General features: G+C 69.2%; 16 protein-coding genes. 5 read left to right on the forward strand and 11 right to left on the reverse strand.

Annotation, left to right across the window (positions count from 1 at the left end):
• Positions 1 to 170: 170 nt before the first annotated feature.
• The 4 genes from ASG60_RS06350 to ASG60_RS06365 form a co-directional block, all read right to left on the reverse strand.
• Positions 171 to 1,316: a hypothetical protein gene (locus ASG60_RS06350; protein ID WP_056384541.1), complete on the reverse strand. Its 1,146-nt coding sequence runs from the start codon at positions 1,314 to 1,316 to the stop codon at positions 171 to 173.
• Complete coding sequence (locus ASG60_RS06355) at positions 1,313 to 1,936, reverse strand: hypothetical protein (RefSeq protein ID WP_056384542.1); 624 nt, start codon at positions 1,934 to 1,936, stop codon at positions 1,313 to 1,315. The genes ASG60_RS06350 and ASG60_RS06355 overlap by 4 nt, the downstream gene beginning before the upstream one ends.
• On the reverse strand, positions 1,933 to 5,406 hold the full coding sequence (locus ASG60_RS06360) for a TM0106 family RecB-like putative nuclease (protein ID WP_082531636.1): 3,474 nt from the start codon (positions 5,404 to 5,406) through the stop codon (positions 1,933 to 1,935). The genes ASG60_RS06355 and ASG60_RS06360 overlap by 4 nt, the downstream gene beginning before the upstream one ends.
• A 1,040-nt stretch (positions 5,407 to 6,446) precedes the next feature.
• Positions 6,447 to 7,124, reverse strand: a complete 678-nt coding sequence (locus tag ASG60_RS06365) for a hypothetical protein (protein ID WP_056171206.1) — start codon at positions 7,122 to 7,124, stop codon at positions 6,447 to 6,449.
• A 339-nt stretch (positions 7,125 to 7,463) separates the two neighbouring features.
• Here ASG60_RS06365 and ASG60_RS06370 point away from each other — a divergent pair, with 339 nt between their 5' ends.
• The 3 genes from ASG60_RS06370 (at position 7,464) to ASG60_RS06380 (ending at position 9,374) form a co-directional block, all read left to right on the forward strand.
• Positions 7,464 to 8,108, forward strand: a complete 645-nt coding sequence (locus tag ASG60_RS06370) for a 2,3-bisphosphoglycerate-dependent phosphoglycerate mutase (RefSeq protein WP_056384544.1) — start codon at positions 7,464 to 7,466, stop codon at positions 8,106 to 8,108.
• A 71-nt stretch (positions 8,109 to 8,179) separates the two neighbouring features.
• The gene (locus ASG60_RS06375; RefSeq protein ID WP_056304793.1) at positions 8,180 to 8,593 is read left to right on the forward strand and encodes a group III truncated hemoglobin; all 414 of its coding nucleotides are present in this window, start codon (positions 8,180 to 8,182) and stop codon (positions 8,591 to 8,593) included.
• Positions 8,594 to 8,741: 148 nt separating this feature from the next.
• Positions 8,742 to 9,374, forward strand: coding sequence for a methyltransferase domain-containing protein (locus ASG60_RS06380; RefSeq protein ID WP_056384545.1), 633 nt, complete (start codon positions 8,742 to 8,744; stop codon positions 9,372 to 9,374).
• 105 nt (positions 9,375 to 9,479) lie between these two features.
• On the opposite strand, the gene ASG60_RS06385 is transcribed toward ASG60_RS06380, so the two are convergent.
• The 5 genes from ASG60_RS06385 to ASG60_RS06405 all read right to left on the reverse strand — a co-directional run bounded on the left by ASG60_RS06385 (position 9,480) and on the right by ASG60_RS06405 (position 15,582).
• Positions 9,480 to 10,217 carry a hypothetical protein gene (locus ASG60_RS06385; protein ID WP_056384546.1) on the reverse strand — a complete coding sequence of 246 codons (738 nt, stop codon included), beginning with the start codon at positions 10,215 to 10,217 and terminating at the stop codon, positions 9,480 to 9,482.
• 187 nt (positions 10,218 to 10,404) lie between these two features.
• The gene (locus ASG60_RS06390; protein ID WP_056384547.1) at positions 10,405 to 10,965 is read right to left on the reverse strand and encodes an HAD domain-containing protein; all 561 of its coding nucleotides are present in this window, start codon (positions 10,963 to 10,965) and stop codon (positions 10,405 to 10,407) included.
• 77 nt (positions 10,966 to 11,042) lie between these two features.
• Positions 11,043 to 13,523: a branched-chain amino acid ABC transporter ATP-binding protein/permease gene (locus ASG60_RS06395; protein WP_056384548.1), complete on the reverse strand. Its 2,481-nt coding sequence runs from the start codon at positions 13,521 to 13,523 to the stop codon at positions 11,043 to 11,045.
• Between the two features lie 4 nt (positions 13,524 to 13,527).
• Complete coding sequence (locus tag ASG60_RS06400; RefSeq protein WP_056384549.1) at positions 13,528 to 14,397, reverse strand: branched-chain amino acid ABC transporter permease; 870 nt, start codon at positions 14,395 to 14,397, stop codon at positions 13,528 to 13,530.
• Between the two features lie 9 nt (positions 14,398 to 14,406).
• On the reverse strand, positions 14,407 to 15,582 hold the full coding sequence (locus ASG60_RS06405) for an ABC transporter substrate-binding protein (protein ID WP_056384550.1): 1,176 nt from the start codon (positions 15,580 to 15,582) through the stop codon (positions 14,407 to 14,409).
• 189 nt (positions 15,583 to 15,771) lie between these two features.
• Here ASG60_RS06405 and ASG60_RS06410 point away from each other — a divergent pair, with 189 nt between their 5' ends.
• The gene (locus tag ASG60_RS06410) at positions 15,772 to 16,209 is read left to right on the forward strand and encodes a nuclear transport factor 2 family protein (protein WP_056384551.1); all 438 of its coding nucleotides are present in this window, start codon (positions 15,772 to 15,774) and stop codon (positions 16,207 to 16,209) included.
• Here the strand turns inward: ASG60_RS06410 and ASG60_RS06415 are convergent, their stop codons facing one another.
• Entirely contained in the window at positions 16,210 to 16,938 is a 729-nt protein-coding gene (locus ASG60_RS06415; protein WP_056384563.1) for a GntR family transcriptional regulator, read from the reverse strand.
• Positions 16,939 to 17,234: 296 nt separating this feature from the next.
• Here ASG60_RS06415 and ASG60_RS06420 point away from each other — a divergent pair, with 296 nt between their 5' ends.
• The gene (locus ASG60_RS06420) at positions 17,235 to 18,359 is read left to right on the forward strand and encodes a metallophosphoesterase (RefSeq protein WP_056384552.1); all 1,125 of its coding nucleotides are present in this window, start codon (positions 17,235 to 17,237) and stop codon (positions 18,357 to 18,359) included.
• On the opposite strand, the gene ASG60_RS06425 is transcribed toward ASG60_RS06420, so the two are convergent.
• Entirely contained in the window at positions 18,356 to 18,991 is a 636-nt protein-coding gene (locus ASG60_RS06425; protein ID WP_056384554.1) for an NAD(P)H-binding protein, read from the reverse strand. The two genes, ASG60_RS06420 and ASG60_RS06425, sit on opposite strands and share 4 nt — an antisense overlap.
• Positions 18,992 to 19,407 lie beyond the last annotated feature (416 nt).

The raw sequence follows: 19,407 nt of genomic DNA on the forward strand, positions 1-19,407 counted from the left end.
GGGGTGCGATACAGGATCGCCTTCGTGCGACGATCCGGTCCGCTGAGGTGACGCGCTACGCCCGCCTCGACCAGGGTTTCTAGAGCCTCGAGGGCTTCTCTGGCGTTCACGATACCTCCGCGTTCGTTCGCCGCCGGGCGAGACCGGCTCCGGACCTGCGCATTAAGTGACTACCCCGCCGCGCGTACGCGCGTCAGGAGCGTGTCCCACACCGCGAAGAGGGTCTCGCGTCTCGTGGACTCCTTCAGCAGCGCCAGCGGCACGCTCGGCTCCCCGTCATGGGCGCGGTCGGAAAACGTCAGTCCCGTGGCCGCGGCGAGATCAGCCACGACCGCCCGGCGCGCGTCCTCCTGCCCGTACGGGGCCAGTTTCGTGGAAGCGTAGAGGCCGGTCGTCACTCGGCCGCTTGCTTTGATGAACACCGGGTAACCCTCATGGCCACCGTGCGCGATCTGCGCATACAGGGACGGCCGCTGAGAACGCGTCGTGCCGATCGTGGCGCCGCGCGCCTTCCACCAGTCGCGGATGGCGGCGGCGATCGCGAGCTCCTCCGAGCCCCGCTCGGCCTCGAACCGTGCGAACCACTCCGCGACGGTCGGTTGCGTGCTGGCCGATCGCGCGCCGCCGGCAATCCCTTTGCGCCGCTCGGCCTCGGCGGTCCGCCCCAGGATGCTCGGCACCAACGTGCGCAGGCCCTCCCCGACGTAGTGCCGCAGCTCCAGCGCGATCACCTCGGCCGGGCTCATCTGCGCGTTCAGGAACTCGACGATGCGCTTGAGCTCCGGGTGAATCACATCGGCCACGAACACCATGCGGATACGCCCGGCCCGCAGATTGACGTCGACGCCAGCCCAGAACGCGTCCGGGTCGGCCTCGGGGCTCGCCAGCAGCGCCCGCACGGCGTCGTCCGGATCACGTCCATCCGCGGCGTAGGCCCGCTCGAACTGGCTGCGCAGCATCTCGGCCGGCCAGTACACCACCCCGTTGGCGGCGTAGTCGAGCATCTGCGCCACGACCTCGCGCCGGCCCCGCGTGTCGCTGGCGCGCTTAACCTCAACGAGGGTCGGCACGCCGTCTTGGTCGACGAAGAGGTGGTCGAGGGACCAGCGGCCGGCACCACCCTCTTCGCCCGGCACGCCCTGCTCGCGCGCGACCAGCAGCCAGCGGCGGGGGTTGCCCGGGTCGACGGCTTCGGCAGCGAGCAGGCTCGGATGCGCGGCCAGCAGCGTCTGGAACACGGCCTCGCTCTCGAACGGGCTCGCGCGCATCGGCACGAGCGTGCCGTCGTCGCGCACGATGAACATGCCCTCGCTCACGCCCGAACCTCCCCTGGCGGCAGTTGCCAGGCCAGCTTGCGCACGTTCTCCGCCATCCAGAGCCCGCCCCGCACCGTACCGATCCCAGTGGCGTTCAGGCGCACGGCTTTCGTCTGCCGACGGCCCGCGCAGTCCAGTACGGCCGCGAACACCGCTCGCGGGCAGGCGTGGACGGACAGCCGCAGCCTCCCGCTCGCGCCAAGCCTGGACGTGCTCGATTGGATCGAGACACTTGCCGTCGACGGTGATTTGCCCAGGCGAGATCGGGATACGCTTGACGTCGAGCGCCGTAGCCCCTCGATCCGGTGGCGGTCGTCGCGCTGGGCGCGCTCCTTGAGGGCCCCCTGAGTCACCGCAGAGCACCGGCCATCCGTCAGGAGGGCGGCCCGGCCGAGGGCCTGGCGCACAGCCTGCGTCCGGGTGGATCGCGTATCTATGACGGCGATCTCGCCGGGAAGCCGGCCCTTGAGGTGGCCTTCGAGCCCGAGGACGTAGCGGCGCGCCAGCGCGGGCTGGTAGCAGATCGTGGCGCTCGCGACCGCTGCCCGGACGGCGTCGCGCGGCATGCAGCGGAAGCCGACCCGGAGGAACCAGCATTTAGCAGGGGCCGACGTCGTCACGCGTCTGCCCCCTCTCCACCACCGTTCGCGTACTCGTGCGCCCAACAGAATACGTTGGCGAGACGCATCTCCTCTGTCGAGGCCGCGACGAGGTCGAGGAGCCCCGGGGAGGCGACGAGGACGGCCAAGCACCGCGCCCGGCTGATCGCGACATTGAGGCGATTGCGCGAGAGAAGGAAGGCCGCGTCCCGCGGCATCTCCTCGGCGCCCGAGGTCGTCATCGACACGATCACGACCTCGGCTTCCTGGCCCTGGAACTTGTCGACGGTGCCGATGCGCGCGCCCTCCGGCAGGCGGGCCCGCAGCAGGTTCACCTGCATGTTGTAGGGGGCGACCACCAGCACGTCGGCGAGCGTCATGGCGCGCTCGCGGCCGTGCCGGTCGACGACGCGCTGCGCCACGAGGCTGAGGAGGAGCGCGCGGGTGGCCTCGGCTTCAGCCTCTGACCTCTGCCGGCAGCCCGCGTGCGCGACCGCATGGAAAGCGAGCCCGGCGGGTTTGAGGGCCGGGTGGGCGCCGGGACCGAGTATCAGGCGCTGGTGGGCGCAGCCGGCCTCAGCTTCGAGGCGGCCTTCGTAGACCGCCCGGCTGACGAACTGGCACAGGTCCGGGTGCATTCGCCAGGTGCGCGACAGGAACACCCCGTCGGTGTCCGGCACGACCGCGGCGCCCTGCAACAAGTGGTCGAGCGCCGAGACGCCGCTTGTGCGCGGGTGGGCGCCCTGGATCGGTTGGGCGAGCTGCATCTGATCGCCCACGAGCACGACAGACCGCGCGGCGGTAGAGAGCGCCACGAAGTTGCCGAGGGCGACCTGGCCCGCCTCGTCGATGAACAGCACGTCGCGGCTGCCGCGCAGCTCGGGTCGGGCGAACGCCCAGGCGGTACCGCCCAGGATCGGCGCCTCGGGGTCAAGGTCCTCGTTGCGCGCAGTGCCCGCGATGTAGCCCCGTCCGGTGTAGGGCTCGCCGCCTTCCTTCTTCCAGCCGAGCGGGCGCACGGGTTCGCCGATCTCCGCCAGGTGCGCCTCGACCGCAGCAAAAACATTGTCGATCGCCTTATGGCTGTTCGAGGCGACGCCAACCGTCTTGCCGGCGGCGATCAGGGACGCGATCAGGCGGGCGATCGTGTAGGTCTTGCCGGCGCCCGGTGGTCCTTGGATCACCAGCCAGGACCGGTCGAGGGCGTGAACCGCCCGGGTCGCCGCGGCCAGGAGGCGGGCTGGGTCGTTGCGGTCCTCGACCGGGATGACGGGGGCGCCGGCCGGGCGGTCCATGAATGCCGGCGGGTCGCGGGCGAGCAGCGCGCGCACGTGCGGAAAGGTTTCACCCCCCTCGGCGAGATCGGCGGCAACGCAGGCCACCGCGTCGCGCAGGGCGTCGCTGTTGACTGGCCCGCCCGGCATCAAGCTGACCGTCTCCGGCAACGGCCCCTTCGCCTTGCCCCGCTTGAGCGTGACGGTTTGCGCGCCCTCATCGAGGGTGAGGATAGTCCCCGCGGCCTCGCCGCCCGCCGTCAGATACACGGGATCGCCCGCGCGCAGCTTCGTCTCCTGCTCTGGATACCGGAATCGGAAGATCAGGCTCGCCTTCTCCTGGCCGATCCAGTCCGGCCCGTCGGCTGCGCAGCCGCCGAGGCACTCGTCATCCTCGGCGTGTTCGTCCGCCCTACGCTCCTGTCGATCGAAGAACGCCCACCACGCCGGCTTGGCCTCGCGCTGGTGGAAACCGACAAGGTCGGCTGCGAGCTGGCGCAGGGCCGCCTCCGGGTGGTCGGGGTCCGCTGTAAGCCGCGCAACGAGTTCGCCCCCCGTCGCGTCCCGGGCCTCCCGAGTCTCGCGGGCGGCTCGCGCTCGGTCGCCTTCCGGCGGGTCCGGCGACGGAGGCGCCAGCGCTGCGTGGATCCTGCCCGCGCGCGACACGCCCTCGAGCCAGTCTTGCAAGAGCAGCGTCGACAGGCAGTCGTCGCGGTTGTAGTCGCGGATCTCGTCGCGCAAGCGCGGCTCGCGGGTGTGCTGGTAGAGGTCCCAGACCACGGTGCTGGCGCCGCCCGAGGTCACCTCCGTCGTGCGCGCCGGCATATAGAAGCGCTCGAGTTTCTTGATCGAGTAGCCCCGCTCGCCGACCCGCAAGCCCTCTCGCACGACCCGATAGAGATCGACCATCCGTTCCCGCCGCAGCAGATCATCAACCTCGGCCTCGCACACCCCGTGCAGTCCGGCCAGCCGACGCAGCGCCGTCTTCTCGTAGGGCGCGTAGTGGTACAGGTGCGCCCCCGGCGCCGCCGCGAGCCGCCGGGTCAGGAAGGCCATTAGCGTCCCGAACGCGACCCGCTCCTCGGCGCGGTCGTGCGCCCAGAACGCGATAAAGCGCAAGCCCGGCTGCTCCGGCACTGGTTCGCCCTCGTCGTCCTCGGGCTCGGCCCGCCAGAGCACCCCGCACAGGTACTCAAGGCCGCCCGGGTGCATTGGGTCGCCCTCAAAATCGAAGAACAGATCGCCAGGGTCGGGGGCGGGCAGGCGGTCGAAGCCGAGGCCGGGAGGGGATGACAGGATCTCGTAGGCCCCCGTCCCCGAAGCCTCGCTCTCGGCCTGAAGGCGGGCCTGCTGCCGCAGACGAGCGAGCGTGTCCGAGCTGATGCCGGGCACGGGGGCGTCGAGGGCGGCCAGCATGGCTCGCGTCGAGATACCGGCTGCCTGCAGCCGCGTCGTCTGCCGCTGCGTCAGGTCAGCCACACGGCAGAGGTGGTCGGTCTCCTCCCAGCGCGCCTCGCAGGCCGCGAACCACGCGCAGAGATCGCAGTGCCGACACGGGTCGGGCGCCAGATCGCCCGGCAGGTCGGCCGCGAACGCTTCGAGGCGGCGCGCGGCGCGGCGGACGTAGAAGCGCACTTCGTCGAGGGCGAACTGCTCAACGCGGTGATCCGGACCATCCGCGCCGGTGGCAAGCATCAGGACGCCGCGCCGCGCCGGGCGCCCCTGCAGACCGGCCAGCAGGTCGCCGTGGATCGCGAGCTGAAATAGGTGCTCGGGCCGCGCGTGCCGGGCGAGCTTGGCGTCCCAGGGCTCGTAGGACCACGCCCAGCTCGAGCAGGGCTCCTCGACCCGGACTAGGAAACCCGGATGGCCAATCCAGAGATCGGAGGCGAGCGCGCCGCGGTGGATGAGAGGAGTCCCCCGGTTCATCGCGGCGCGGGTCGCCTCCACCCGGCCGCGGTGAGGGCCAGGGGTGATGGTTACGGGCGGCCCGTGTTGTGCCTTCAGAACCGCAGCGCAGGCCGCCTCGTGCATTCGGCCTTTACGGGCGATCAGATCGCCGTGCGGGTCCTCGCCGCCCTCAAGAAAGGGACGTTGTCCGCGCCGCGCCTCAAGGGTCCAAGCGGCTGATGCTTGGCACCCGAGAAAGGCGGCGGCTAGGGTCGGCGAGAAATTCACGGGGTTGGCGATCGCGTCCGCGGCGGATGATTGGGGCATGGATTGACCAGAGCGGACAAGCTGGGCGAAGCTGCCGCCTCTCGCTCGCCCCCGCAACCTAATGTTGAAGCCGTATCGTCTTTCCTGAAAACAGTGTTGCGAAACGGCCGCACTGGGTTACGCTGCGGTCATTCGTATCTACAGCTGGCTCTTTCGAAAAGAGATGGCTTAGACGGCCCCGACGCTGCGAGCGCAGGCCGATGGAATCCGGCGGGGCATCTACAACGCCTTCGCCGATAGGCGCCTCCAGACCGGGGCGCTGCCGATCGCGGTCGCCCGCCCGGCCAGGAGAGGCGCCCATCGCAACCGAACCCGAACGGTGCCAGTCACGGCGTCGCTTCGCGCTGATCCTGGACATGGGCGTTCCTCCATAAAGGCCTCTGGCACCCCCGGGCGCGTGCCAGGATCAGGCTTCGCTGGAGCTCGATTAAGCCCCGTCCGACGACGACCGATCCGCAGGCTTCTGCTTGACGCAGCCCCCCAAACAACTGCTACAAAGGGGGACTGGTGTGCAGCTCGAACGGTCTGATCTTACAGGGAAATTTGGACTTTCATTGTCTGGGTGGGTGTCCTCGTCCCCCAGCCATCTGGCTTGCTCAGTCGTCATAAATTTTAGGTTCGGGATCCTGCTGCGAAGCGGTTTTGGTTACGGCCATTACCGCCGATAGAAGCCGTGGTTCATTGTGGATTGGAGCGGGGCAGGCGCACCGATTTCGCCCTGTGCGAACGTGTTTTCCACCTGAAAGCGGCGGCATCATACGGCCAAGCGTGCGTCCCGGCCGCGTCCGAGTCACGTCGCATACTCCCGCCGTTCGGAAGCCGATGCCCTCCACCGTCGCAAGGCGGTCCGGCTTCGCCTCGCCAGTCTCGCGGGCACGCAGTCCCATCTGCGCCGGACGCAGGCCTTTCAACAGTCGGAAGCCGGTTACGGGGCCGTGAAAGGCGACGCGCTCGATCGTACCGGTCTTGCGGTCGATGAGAACTGAGATCATCGGGCCGAGCCCCCCCGCTCCGCGAACAGCGTGCCCGGAACCGCCCGATCAAGCGGCGCGGCGGCCGGGCTTCTTCGGTGGCCAGCCGAGCGCGACGAGGCGAGCCTTGGCGTAGTCGCGCACCTCGTCGCGCGTGCCCGGCGGCATCTGGCCGAGGGTTCGTTGCGTCTCCGTGTCGAGCATGAGGTCGGTGACCGCGTCGATGCTGGTCATCTCGTCGATCCGGCGCTTGAGATCGGCCTCGGCCTCGGTGACCTCGTCGAAAGGATCGGGATTGTCGAAATCCTCGTCGATCGCCTGGATCGCAGCGGGGTGACCCTGGCGAAACTCGTCGGCCTCCTCCTCTGAATAGACGAGGCCATGCAGTTCGAGGAGCTTGAGGATCACGCGATCCTTGGCTCGCTTCTCGGCCATGGCGTAAACGTAGCCCGCCTGTTTCCCCGAGACGCGATAATTCACGTTGACCAGGGCCTCGCCGATCGACCACTCGACCCGTTCGGTTCCGGGCTTGGCGCCCGGGAGCCGGCCGGTGACGAGGATCACGGCCTCGTCACGTTCGGCCCGCACCAGGGTGGGCGGGTCGAAGCGGATGCCGGCCTGGGCGGCGATGCGCTCCAGGGTCTTATGGTAGATGACCGCCGTGCCCTGCACGCGCCAGACATTCCCTCCGAAGGGCTCGCCGTAGCGGACGAGGATGTCGGCGATCTGCTTGTCGGCCGTTCTCATGGGACGCGCCTGCCTGCCGCGCACCTCGGAGCGCGCATTCGTTCTTCGTCTGTTTCCTATCTATTGAGCCCTAAGAAGACCGACAAGGTGATGCGTCGGCCGTCCGGGTTGTCTCGACGTCCGTGATTTGCCTGGGTCGGACTTGGTGGCCACGCTCCGAGCAGCCCCCAAGCCCTTCGCGGCACATGTGCGGTGATCGTATCGGAGCGGTCGGAGCGACATCGAGCCAGACTCCCGGGCCTCGGCCCCGATGCATCCGCGGTGACAGGCCCACCGGGGCAGGCGGAACGTTGCTCCGGCTCGATTGGCTGCGTAGATAGCCCTGCGCAAGGAGATGACATGCTGCCGGCTGACAGAACGCTCGTCCTCGTGCGGCATGGGCAAAGCACCGACAACGCGCAGAACCTGTTTTCAGGCTTCCGCAATCCAAGCTTGACGGAACGGGGTGTCGCCGAGGCGAAGGCTGCCGGCCGCAAGCTCAAAGAGCTCGGTTTTCACTTCGATATCGCGTTCACGAGCAAACTGGGGAGGGCGCAACACACCTTGGCTCTCATGTTGGAGCAGTTGGACCAGGGTGATCTCCCTGTTCGCACCGAGGGCGCCCTGAACGAGCGGGACTATGGCGAACTCTCGGGTCTGAACAAGGCGGAAGCTCGCAGCCAGTGGAGCCCGGAACAGGTTCACCTCTGGCGCAAATCCTACGATGCCGTTCCTCCGGGTGGTGAAAGCCTTGCCATGACCGCCGCCAGAACGATTCCGTTCTACGAGCAGGCGCTTGCGGTGCGCGTTCAGCAGGGGCAGCGTGTCCTGGTCGTCGCCCATGGCAACTCGCTTCGCTCCATCGTCATGCACCTGGAGAAGATGAGCCCCGAGGCGCTGATGGACTTCAACATCACCACCAGCGAAATCTTGATCTATACCTTTTCGGATATCGGCGGGGTGATCGGGAAGATCTCCGTCGTCGCTCCCTCCGCGCCCGTATAGCCGGGTCCCGGCAGGTGATCGGGGGAGCAGCCTGATCAGCCCCTCCTCGTGCTGCGATCGGTCGGTTCCGGATGCCTCAGGACACCCCCACGCATGATGCCCTTACGCATGACGCCCTCACTGAAGCGAGCCTCCACGTCTTCCTTGCGGCCTTCTACGCGAAGGTGCGGCGCGATCCCCTGATCGGGCCGGTTTTTGCCCGCGTCATTCCCGATGAGGATTGGCCACGCCACCTCACGGTCATCCAGGATTTCTGGTCTTCGGTGCTGCTGAAATCCGGCCGCTACAAGGGCAACCCGTTCGGCAAGCATGGGGCGCTCGGTGACCTGGCCCCCGCCCATTTTGCCCGTTGGCTGGCACTGTTCGAGCAGACGGCCGGGGAAACGTTTTCCGCCGACGTGGCGAGGCTCCTCTCCGAGCGGGCAAACCGGATCGGCGACAGCTTGAAAGCCGGCCTGTTCTTCAGGCCCGCCCCACCGCGGTGAGACCGCCGAGAGTCGTGCAGCCGGGCGCCATCGAGAGGGATCGATCCCCCGGCAGGGCCGTTGGCCTCGCACAGGCCACCATCGGCTGGATTGCACCCGATGATCGCTTGTCGGCCGGCGTTCGGGCAGCAGGCAGCGCGAGAGCCCGATGAGGCGATTTCCAGATTTTCCGCCGGCGGCGTTCGTCAAGGACGACCCGAGCCCCGATTCGCTGTTCTACCGGCAGCCGCGCTTCGTCACGCATATCGATGATGCGGCCATCGCGGCGGTGACGGATCTGTACAGGGATGTGGTTCCTGCAGGCGGCGTCCTCCTCGACCTGATGTCGAGTTGGGTCAGCCACCTGCCGAAGGACAGGACTTACGAGCGGATCATCGGCCATGGCTTGAACGCTGCGGAGCTCGCGGCCAACCCTCGCCTGACCGGGCACTTCGTTCAGGATCTCAACGCCGCACCGCACCTCCCTCTGGACACCGCATGCGCCGACGCGGCGTTGATGTGCGCCTCGATTCAGTACCTGCAGCGGCCCATCGATGTCCTGTCCGATGTCGCCCGCGTGTTGCGCCGGGGGGCACCGGTGGTGATCAGCTTCTCGAACCGATGCTTCCCCACAAAGGCCGTCGCGATCTGGGGCGCCCTGGATGCGGCGGGACGTGCAAACCTGGTCGAGCGCTACCTGCAGATCGCGGGCTTCGCGCGCACCCAAGTGTGTGCGGTGATCCCGGACCACGGATTCGGCGACCCGCTGACGGCGGTGATTGGCTGGACCGAAGCCGCGTGACGGGTCCGACACCGGGAACGATCCGGGCACCGCTCGGTGCTCCGGAGGCCGGCGTTCGTCCCGGCTCGGCCTCGCCCGTATCCCGATCGAGCCTGCGTGACGACGTCAGGCGGGAACGGGCGATCGGCCGAACATCTCGCCGGCCGAACGACGCACGCTGTCTGCGTAACGGCTCAGCCTGCGCAGGATGGGCGAGCGCCACAGGCCGTATCCATCGTCGCACAGCGGATCGTTCACCACGGGACTTCCGTCGATGCCCACCAGAACGTTGCCGATGTTCGGATCGAGCCCCTGCGGCGACACCGCCCGCAACGCGGCGACGTAGGCTTCGTATCCGGGCCACGCGGCCCTGAACGCTTCGCGGATGCCGTCGAAGCTCGAATGCTCGATGCGGGGCTCGTGGGCCGGCCATTCCACCCTGAACCGGTCGCGGACGCCCTCGTCCAGGGCGACGCCCGGATGGTCCGCGATGACGGCGTGGGCATAGGCCAGCCACCAGGCATCCCGTGCGGGATCGCTCAGCCGTGAGCCCACGGTCATCAGCGCGCCACAGCGACTGACATGCATATCGTGGATACGCGGCGCGTGCGGTCCATCGGAGCCTGCGAACCCCTTGCGAAGCAGGGCCGCGTAATCACCGAACCCGTCGGCCTTGCGAGCGAAGCGCACCACGACGTCCGGGTGGTCCGGATGCGCGTGGACGGTGCCGTGGTACCCGAAACCGATCTCGGACCAGCCCGTGGCGATGAGCGCCGCATAGGCCTCGGCCGCCGACCGTTCGACGATGCCCAAGGCGGCGAGCGAGGGACTGAACGCCTTTTTCTGAGTTCCGAACCCGAACATCGCAGCCACTCCTTCCTGCCGATCGACGGACCGACGCGACACGCCCTCGGCAGCCGCACGGGTGCGGCGTCGAGGAGGGACCGGACGGGCAGGTCCGGCGCGGGTCGAGGCGACCCTGTCGATGTCGGGGGCAGCGTGACGCGCGTGTCACTCCACTGTCACGGAATGACCCGGGTCCCTGAAAAGTTCAATCCCTACGGAAGCGTAAATCGGCCGATGACGGGAATGAGCCGCCTTTACCGACCATCTGGCGCACGTCGTCCATCCCGGCCAGCAGCGTCCGGGCCAGGATTCCATCCGCTTCGCTCAGGCCGCACTCGGTGACCGGACGGACGTGACGCCCCGCATGGGCCGGGCCGACCTCGACGTCGTCGAGGATGAGGTAGCGCGTGATGTGGTTTCGGGTCGCGTGCTCGGAGATCTCATCACCCCGCCCGGCCTGCTCGGCGGAGCGCATCGCGCCCGTCTCGGCATCCCGGCTCGACGGCAGGATGGCCGTGCGCCAGTCCGAGTGAAAGCAGTTCGCGGGCAGGCCGGCTTCGACCAGGGTCGGGCGACAATCGCCGACGCGCCACGTCGACGAGACCACCACCCTGGCGTCGAACGCCCGCACCAGGGCGGCCACGAGGGCAACCTGAACCGGATTGAGCCTGTCCTTGCCCGCCTGCCGTTGATAGCCGACCGTCGTCACGACGCCATCCACGTCGAGGTAGACCGTCAGCGGTCCGGCCTCCGCCTGTTCGTTCAAGGGGGCAATCCCGTCCCGTGGCAGCAACCCTGCCTGTGCCGCGAACGCCTACCGCGCGGGGCTGCGATCGTCCAGCATCACGCGGCGCCCAGGTAGGCGGCTTCCAGGCCCTTGTCCGCCGCGAGGTCCGCGGCCGAGCCCGCGGCGACGACGCGCCCCTGCTCTAGCACGTAGCCCCGGTCGGCCACCGTGAGGGCCAGCGCCGCCATCTGGTCGACGATGAGGATGGTGGTGCCGCCGTCCCGCAGCTCCGCCACCACGGCGTAGAGGGCGTTGATCATCGCGGGCGCGAGGCCGAGGGACGGCTCGTCGAGGAGGAGGATGCGCGGATGCGCCATCATTCCCCGGGCGATGGCGAGCATCTGCTGCTCGCCGCCCGACAGCAGGCCCGCGCGGCTCGTCGCCCGGTCGCGCAAGCGGGGGAAACGGGCCAGCAAAGCCTCGATCTCGGCCGGATCGATGGGCTCGGCCCGGCCGTGAGCGCCGAGCCGGATGTTCTCCACGACGGTCAATTCCGGAAACACCTGCCGGCCCTCCGGCACCAGGGCGAGGCCGAGGCGGGCGATGCGGTGCGCGGGCAGGCCCGCGACGGCCCGGTCCTCCAGCACGATCCCGCCCTCGACCGGGCGCAGGAGGCCGGCGAGCGCCCGCATGGCGGTGGACTTGCCGGCGCCGTTGGCACCCAGAAGCGCCACGGTCTCGCCGGGTCGGACCTCCAGGGACACGCCCGCCAGTACCGGGGCGGCCCCGTAGCCGGCGGTGAGGCCATGGGCGGAGAGGACGGCATCCGCCGGGCCGCGCCATGGCGTCGCCCGCGGCCGGGCCGGCGTGTCGGCGGCGCCGAGGTAAGCGCGGATCACCGCCGGGTCGTGCCGGATCGTGCCCGGCGCGCCGCTGGCGATGGGCCGGCCCGCATCCATGACGAGGACGTGGTCGGAGACGCCCATCACCAGGGGCATGTCGTGCTCGACGAGGATGACTGCGACGCCGCAGGCCGCGATCCGGCGCAGCAACCCTCTGAGGCGGTCGGTGTCCGCGCGGGTGAGGCCAGCGGCGGGCTCGTCGAGGAGGAGCACACGGGGCCGGCCGGCCAGCGCCCTGGCGATCTCGACGAGGCGGCGATCGACATGGGGCAGCTCGTCGGCGCGCCGGTCGAGGGTACCGGTATAGCCCGTGAAGGCGAGGAGGCCGGCAGCCATCATTCGGTCGTCGCGGCCGGCCCGGCGCCAGAGCCGGCCGGGGGCGAAGGCGAGGCTCACGTTGTCGAGGACGCCGAGCGAGCCGAACAGCCGCGTGGTCTGATAGGTGCGGGCGATGCCGGCCCGGGCGATCGCCTGGGCGGGTGCCCCCGTGAGGTCGCGGGTCCCGAGGCGGATGGCGCCGGTGCCCGGGCGGTAGAAGCCCGAGACCATATTGAGCACCGTGGTCTTGCCGGCCCCGTTCGGGCCGATGACGCTGGTGACGGCGCCGGGCTGGGCCGTGAACGACACGTCCTCGGCCGCGCGGATACCGCCGAACCGGATGCCGATGCCGTCCACGATCAGGGGCTCGCCCGGACGTTTCCCGAGGAAAGCGGCGAGGAAGCCCGCCGAGTCGGCTTCCTCCGTCGCTCGGGCCTCCGTCCGGCGCGGAAAGACGCGCGCAACACTGCCGACGAGGCCGGCGGGCACGAGCCAGAGCACCACCAGGGTGGCGAGGCCGAAGAACAGCAGCCGGTACTCGGCGAGGCCCGACAGGGTTTCGGGCAGGAGCACGGTGACGAGGGCGCCGAACAGGGGCCCGAGGACCGTGCCGGCGCCGCCGACCACCACGGCGAGGACGAACAGGATCGATTGCGAGAACGGAAACGAGCTCGGGGCGATGAACAGCATCAGGGGTGGGAGTACGGCACCCGCCAGCCCCGTCAGCGCCGCCGAGATGGCGAAGGCCAGGGTCTTCACCCGGACGGGATCGAACCCCAGGGAGGCGGCCGCCACATCGGCGTCGCGCACGGCGCGCATGGCGCGGCCGAGACGGCTGAGGGCGAGGCGGTGGAATCCGTAGAGGGCGGCCCCGGCGCCGAGGACGGCGAGGATCGCGAGTTCGCCCTCGGCGAAGGGCACACCGAACAGGCTCGGGCCGCCGGTGACGACGAGGCCGTTCTGACCGCCCGTGAGGGAGCCGCCCTCGATCAGCGCATGCTCGACGATGAAGCCGAACGCGATGGTGACCATGGCGAGATACGGCCCCTTCACGCGCATGGCCGGAATCGCCAGGACGACGCCGACGAGCCCCGAGAGGGCCGCCGCCGCCGGCAGTGCCAGCCAGAAGCCGACCCCGGCTCCCGTGAGGACCGCGCTCGCATAGGCGCCGATGGCGTAGAATCCGGCATGGCCGAACGAGATGAGACCGGTCAGGCCGAGGAGCACGTTGAGGCCCACCCCCGCGATGGTGGTCAGGGCCACGAGGGCGAGGACGAAGTGGCTGTAGCCGGCCGTCGCGGTCACGAGGCCGAGGCCCATGGCCGTGAGGGCCAGGATGGCGAGTGGCATCGCCCAGCGTCCGTTCAAATGGCGCATGGGGTCAGACCTTGTTGACGGCGCTGCGACCGAACAACCCGTCCGGCCGCAGCGCCAGGGCCAGGATGATCACCGAGAACACCACGAGTTGGGTGTAGGCGGACCCGAGGGTCGCCGTGACGGTGGCCTCGAGGAGACCGTAGAGCAGCCCCGCCACCACGACCCCCGTGGCCGAGCCGATGCCGCCGAGGATCGCCACGACGAAGGCCTTGATTCCGAACAGCGCCCCCATCTCGGCCGAGACGGAGAACAGCGGTGCGATGAGGAGGCCCGCCATGCCGGCGAGCACCGCCGAGAGGGCGAAGGCGCAGGCGACCGTCCGGCGCACGTCGATGCCCATGAGGCGGGCCGCATCCGCGTTCTGTGCCACCGCCAGGAGCACCCGGCCGAGGTCGGTCCGGCGGAAGACCGTGCGGATGGCCAGCGCCACCGCCACGCCCAGCACCGGGATCACGAGCTGGAGCGGGTAGATCCCGGCCCCGAAGATCTGCACGGGCGAGACCGCGAGCGGGGAGGGCAGGCTGCGCGGCTCCTTGCCGAAGGTGAACAGCAGGGTGTTGTCGAGGATGATGCCGCCCGCCACGGTGGCGAGGAGCCAGGCGTCGGAGCCGCGCTCGACGAAGGGCCGCACCAGCAGGCGCTCCACCGCCACGCCCAGAAGGGCGCAGCCGGCGAGGGCCAGGGGGATGGCGAGCGGCATCGGCCAGCCGAGGGTGACGCCGAGCCAGTAACCCAAGACGGCGCCGAGGGTTACGGCCGACCCTTGCGCGAAGTTGACGGTGCCCGACACCGCGTAGGTGATGTGGAAGCCCAGCGCGATCAGCCCGTACATGGCGCCGAGGCCGAGGCCGGTGACGAGGGTTCCGGTCAACATCCCAGATCTTCAGTTCGTCACGGCGACGATCTCGCCATTCTGGAAGCGGGTGAAGACATAGTCCTGCGGGCCGAGGGCGTCGTGCTGGCCGGGCGCGAATGGCTTGTCGTAGGCTTTGATCAGGCCCGGATAGACGCCGACCTTGTAGAAGCCGTCGCGGACTTCAGGTCCCTTTGTGGAGCCGGCGGCCTTGATCGCCAGGGCGAGCAGGTGCGTGGCGTCGTACGCGTTGGCGATGCCCACTGCCGGGGTCACGTCGGCCATGGACTTGATCGCCGGATACTTCTTCTTGAGGGCGTCGAGGACGGCCAGGGCCTTGGGGGCGGTGTTGCCCGCGAAGGTGAAGGTCTGGATGAAGTGGACCTTTCCGGCGTTCGGCCCGGCGAGTTCGTCGAAGCGCCCGCCCGCCGGGCCCCAATGGGAGACCACCGGTACCGTCCAGCCCATACGGTCGAGGGATTTCACCACCTGGGCCGAGGGGCCGACATTGCCGACGAGGAACAGGGTGTCGGCCCCGGCCTCCTTCAAGCGGGTGAGCTGAGGCACCATGTCGACATCGGCGGCCTCGTACTTCTCGATGCCGGCGCCGGGCAGGTTCGCCGCCTTGAGAGCCGCCGTCAGTCCCTGCTGGTTCGACTCGCCCCAGGCGTTGTTGACGAGGATCATGCCGGGCTTCTTCGCGCCGTGGGTCTTCACAGCGTAGGCGACGAGGGCCTCGTCCACGAGGGCGTCCACGGCGGAGACCCGGAAGGCGTAGTTGTCGGCCGCCCCGTTGCGGGTGATGCCGGTACCGGCGGCCCAGGGGCCGAGGAACGGCACCTTCATCTGGTTGGCGATGGGCACCACGGCCATGGAGACCGGCGTGTCGAGCCCGCCCACGAGGGCGACGACGCCGACGCGCTGGATGAGTTCGCGGGCGGCGAGCACGCCCTTCGACGGGTTGGCCTCGTCGTCCCGTGCCACGAGCTCGAGGGGCCGGCCGAGGACGCCACCGTTGGCATTGATCTCGTCGATGGCGAGCCCGATGCCGCGCGAGATCGCCTCGCCGGATTTCGCCGACTGGCCGCTCAGCGCCGTGACGAGACCGATGCGGATCGGCTCCTCGGCAAGCGCCGTGCTGGAGAGGCCGAGCAGCAGGGCCGCGCCGAGGGCCACGCGACGGGTCAGGGACAGGCTGGTGCGCATGATCGGGTCTCCGGCAGAATATCCGGAAGCTCCGCAACGCCCGTGCCAGACGTCAAGCCTTTGTGTTAATACGATAAATTTGACCATCGAGACAGGCTCTGCCTCGAACTTCGCCAAAGTGCATACACTTTTTGCATGCACTTTGGCTTGGTCCTCGCAAGGATGGGGGAAACCGGAGGAGAACCAACGATGACGACGGATGCAGTGGAACCAGCCGGGGACGGCGGGACGGACACGACGGCGCAGGACGCCGCCATCGTCACCGCCTACCTCGAAGCCTCGATGGTGCCCGACCCGGAGCGGGCGGCGACCTACATGGCGCCCGGCATCGAGATCGTGTTCACGGGCGCACGGCGCTTCCGTCATCCCCGCGAGGTCACGGCCTTCAACGCGGGCCGCTACGCCTGGGTGAAGAAGCGCATGGAGCGCCTCGACGTGGTTCCGGGGGATGGGTTCACCACGGTCTACAGCCTCGGCACCCTCTACGGCGCCTGGCCCGACGGGACGCCGTTCGAGGGCAACCGCTACGTCGACCGCTTCACCGTGCGGGACGGAGTGATCGTCACCATGGAGGTGTGGAACGACAGTGCCGAGCGGCTCCTGACGAAGCACGACATCACGGCCTGATCACCCCAGCGCCTCGGCGTAGGGCGCGAGCCGCCTGAGGAGATCGCGGTCGCGGGGCGGGGTGGCGACGATGCGCGCCCGTTCGGCCACGGCGTCGAGGTGGTGATCCATCAGGGCGGTCGCGCGCGACGCGTCGCCCGAAACCAGGGCGGTGATGAGGGCGCGATGCTCGGCCACGGCGCATTCGGCCGAGTGGGGCCGGCTGTAGAGCGAGAGGATGAGGGCGCAGCGGTAGCCGAGCTCGCCGACGTAGCGCTCCAGCACGGGGCTGCCGGTCATCTGGGCGAGGAGCAGGTGGAACTCCGTCGCGAGGCGGATGGAGCCCGGTTCGCCACCGCGCTGGGCAGCCTCCTCGCGGTCGACATGGGCCTGCAGGGCGGCTTCCTGACCGGCATCGAGGCGGCCGGCAAGGCGGGCGACCACGAGGCGCTCCAGGCCGATGCGGATATCGAAGGTGTCGCGCGCCTCCTCCCAACTCGGCGTCGCCACGACGGCGATGCGGTTTCGGCGCAGCTCCACCAGGCCCTCGCCGGCGAGTTGCCCCAGGGCCTGGCGGGCGATGGTCCGGCTGACGCCGAACCGCTCGCCCAAGGCATCCTCCGGCAACCGGTCGCCGGGGGCCACCGCCCGCTCGACGATGGCGCGCCGCAGGGCCCGGCAGATCGCCCCGACCCGGTCCGTGGCCCCCTGCTGCGTCGTGTCGATTGCCGCGTCCCGTCCACCCGCCATGCCGCGTCCGTTCATCCCATCGGTCTCGTTTGGTTTCACTGTGCGTCGCGCCAAGCACGAGCGGGACCATGGTGGTCGTGATGGAAGGCCAAGCCGCGGCAGCCCCACCGTCCGGTGCAGTTCGATGGGGCCGACGCGTCCCCGGTCACCAAGATGGCGAATGTGCCAGGGAGCACGCGGCGGCGTCCATGGAGTGGAATGATGCCCCCCTCCCGCGGAGGCGGTGTTACGGCTCCGTCCGATCCCGATGCCGGATCGGCCCCGTGCCGACAATCCACCGACGCCGAAACGCGAGCATGTTCCATCTGATCTTTGGTCTGCCCTGCCTCTACGTCATCGCTCGCGTGCTCTGGCCGTTGCCGTGGCCCTTCGCGGTGAAGGCTGGCGTCGCGGTTATTCTGCTGGTGGCCTCGCAGTACCACCTGTGGAGCCGCCTCTCGTCCGGTTCGGTCTTCTCACCCGAGTTCCCGCGCGCCCTGGTGATCGTGTTCAATTGGGCTTTCGGCGCCATCGTCCTCCTGGCGGCGATGCAGCTGGCGCTCGACGGCGTGGCTTTGATCGCAAGGCTCGTGTCCGAAAGCAGCGGAGCGATTCCCGCGGGGTGGCGGTACGGCGCGGCGGCGCTGGCCATGCTGTTGGCGGCGGTCGCGGTGCGGCAGGCCGTCAGAGTGCCGCCGCTCAAGGACGTCACCGTGGAGATCGAGAACCTTCCGACGCGCTTCGACGGCTACACCCTTCTGCAGCTGACGGACCTGCATCTCAGCCGCCTGTTCCCGGCTGCGTGGGCACGGAAGGTCGTGGCGCGATCCAACGCGCTGGGGGTCGACCTCATCGTCGTCACCGGTGATTTGATCGACGGGTCCCTCGCGGCGCGGCGCACCGACGTCGCGCCGTTGCGCGGTCTCCGGGCGCCGGATGGAGTCTGGGTGATTCCCGGCAACCACGAGTATTTCTTCGAGTACACGGCGTGGATGCACCATTATGCCGAGCTGGGAATGGGTCTGCTTGCGAACCGGCACACGGTTCTGAAGCGTGGCGACGAAGCCCTGGTTCTGGCCGGGGTGACCGACCTGTCGGCCTCGCATTCGGGTCAGCCGCCGCACGACCTCGACGCCGCGTTGGCCGGTGCGCCTTCGGGTGCGCCCATCGTTCTCCTCGACCATCAACCCAGGGAGGCGAGGCAAGCGGCCTCCAAGGGCGTGGCGTTGCAGCTGTCCGGCCATACGCATGGAGGAATGATCGCGGGCCTCGACAATCTGGTCGCGAGGGCCAACGGCGGCTTCGTCTCGGGCGCGTACGCGGTCGGCGCCATGACGCTCTACGTCAACAACGGCACGGGGCTCTGGCCGGGCTTCGCGCTCCGGTTGGGGGCATCGTCCGAGCTGACGCGCATCACGCTGCGGGCCAAGCCGCGCGCTTAACCGACCAGTACGACGGCCTTGCCCTCGTAGAGCCGCTTGTCGATCTCGCCGACGATGAAGTGCGCCACATCGGCCCGGGCGATCAAGCCGTTGCGCCACGAGGACGGGTCGGACAAGACCGTGTAGCGGCCCGTCGCCGAACCGGGCGTGAGGACGCCCGGCCTGACGAACGTCCAGTCGAGGCCGCTCCGACGGATGCGCATTTCCTGGGCGTCCTTGTCGTCGTAGGCCCGTCCGAAGACGAGGCGGAACGGGATGCGCTGAAGGAGGCCGATCGCCTCACGGCTGTCGCCGGCGCCGAAGCCGGTGACGGCGATGATCCGGCGGACACCCGCCCTTTCCATCGCGGGAACCAGCACGTTGGTCGCGTCGGAGAACAGAGTCACGGGACCGAGCAGGTTCCGTGTCGGAACACCGAGCGCCTGGACGACGACATCGACACCGTCGAGGGCTGAGGCGACGTCGTCGGCATTCAGGGCATCCCCGGGGAAGCGCTCCAGGCCTTCCCCCGAGGCGGCCATACCCGCGGCGGACCGGGCAAACGCCCGCACACGATGCCCCGCGACCAAGGCCGCCTCGACGGTTTCCAGACCGATACCTTTGCTGGCGCCGATGACGAGGACGTTGGCCATGGTGTTCCCGACGATGGAGGTGGCGGCGGAGCATGCGGGATCACGGGATCGCGCTGACCGCACTCCTGACCGTCATATGTCCTCACCGAGCGAAAAGGCGATGGAAGGCCCCAGCAGTCGGCAACCGGACTGATCCTGGACCGAGACGGCGGGCCATGCCGCTCGTTCACCGCGTTTGGGAGCAGGCAATCCACTCGAGTACAGCCGAGTTCCGCTTCCGCTGCCCGCGCACGGCGGGCCTGCGATGCGACAGCTCGCGATCGAGGTGTCGAACGGCCTATGGACGCCAGACCGGATCGAAGGTTCAGATTGCTTACGACGGGCTCCTTGGCACAGCGAAAAGCCCCCGACCGTGAGGTTGGGGGCTTTTGGTTTGTTGTTGTGATGTTGGTTGCGGGGACAGGATTTGAACCTGT

The sequence above is a fragment of the Methylobacterium sp. Leaf469 genome, from assembly GCF_001424745.1.
GTDB lineage: Bacteria > Pseudomonadota > Alphaproteobacteria > Rhizobiales > Beijerinckiaceae > Methylobacterium.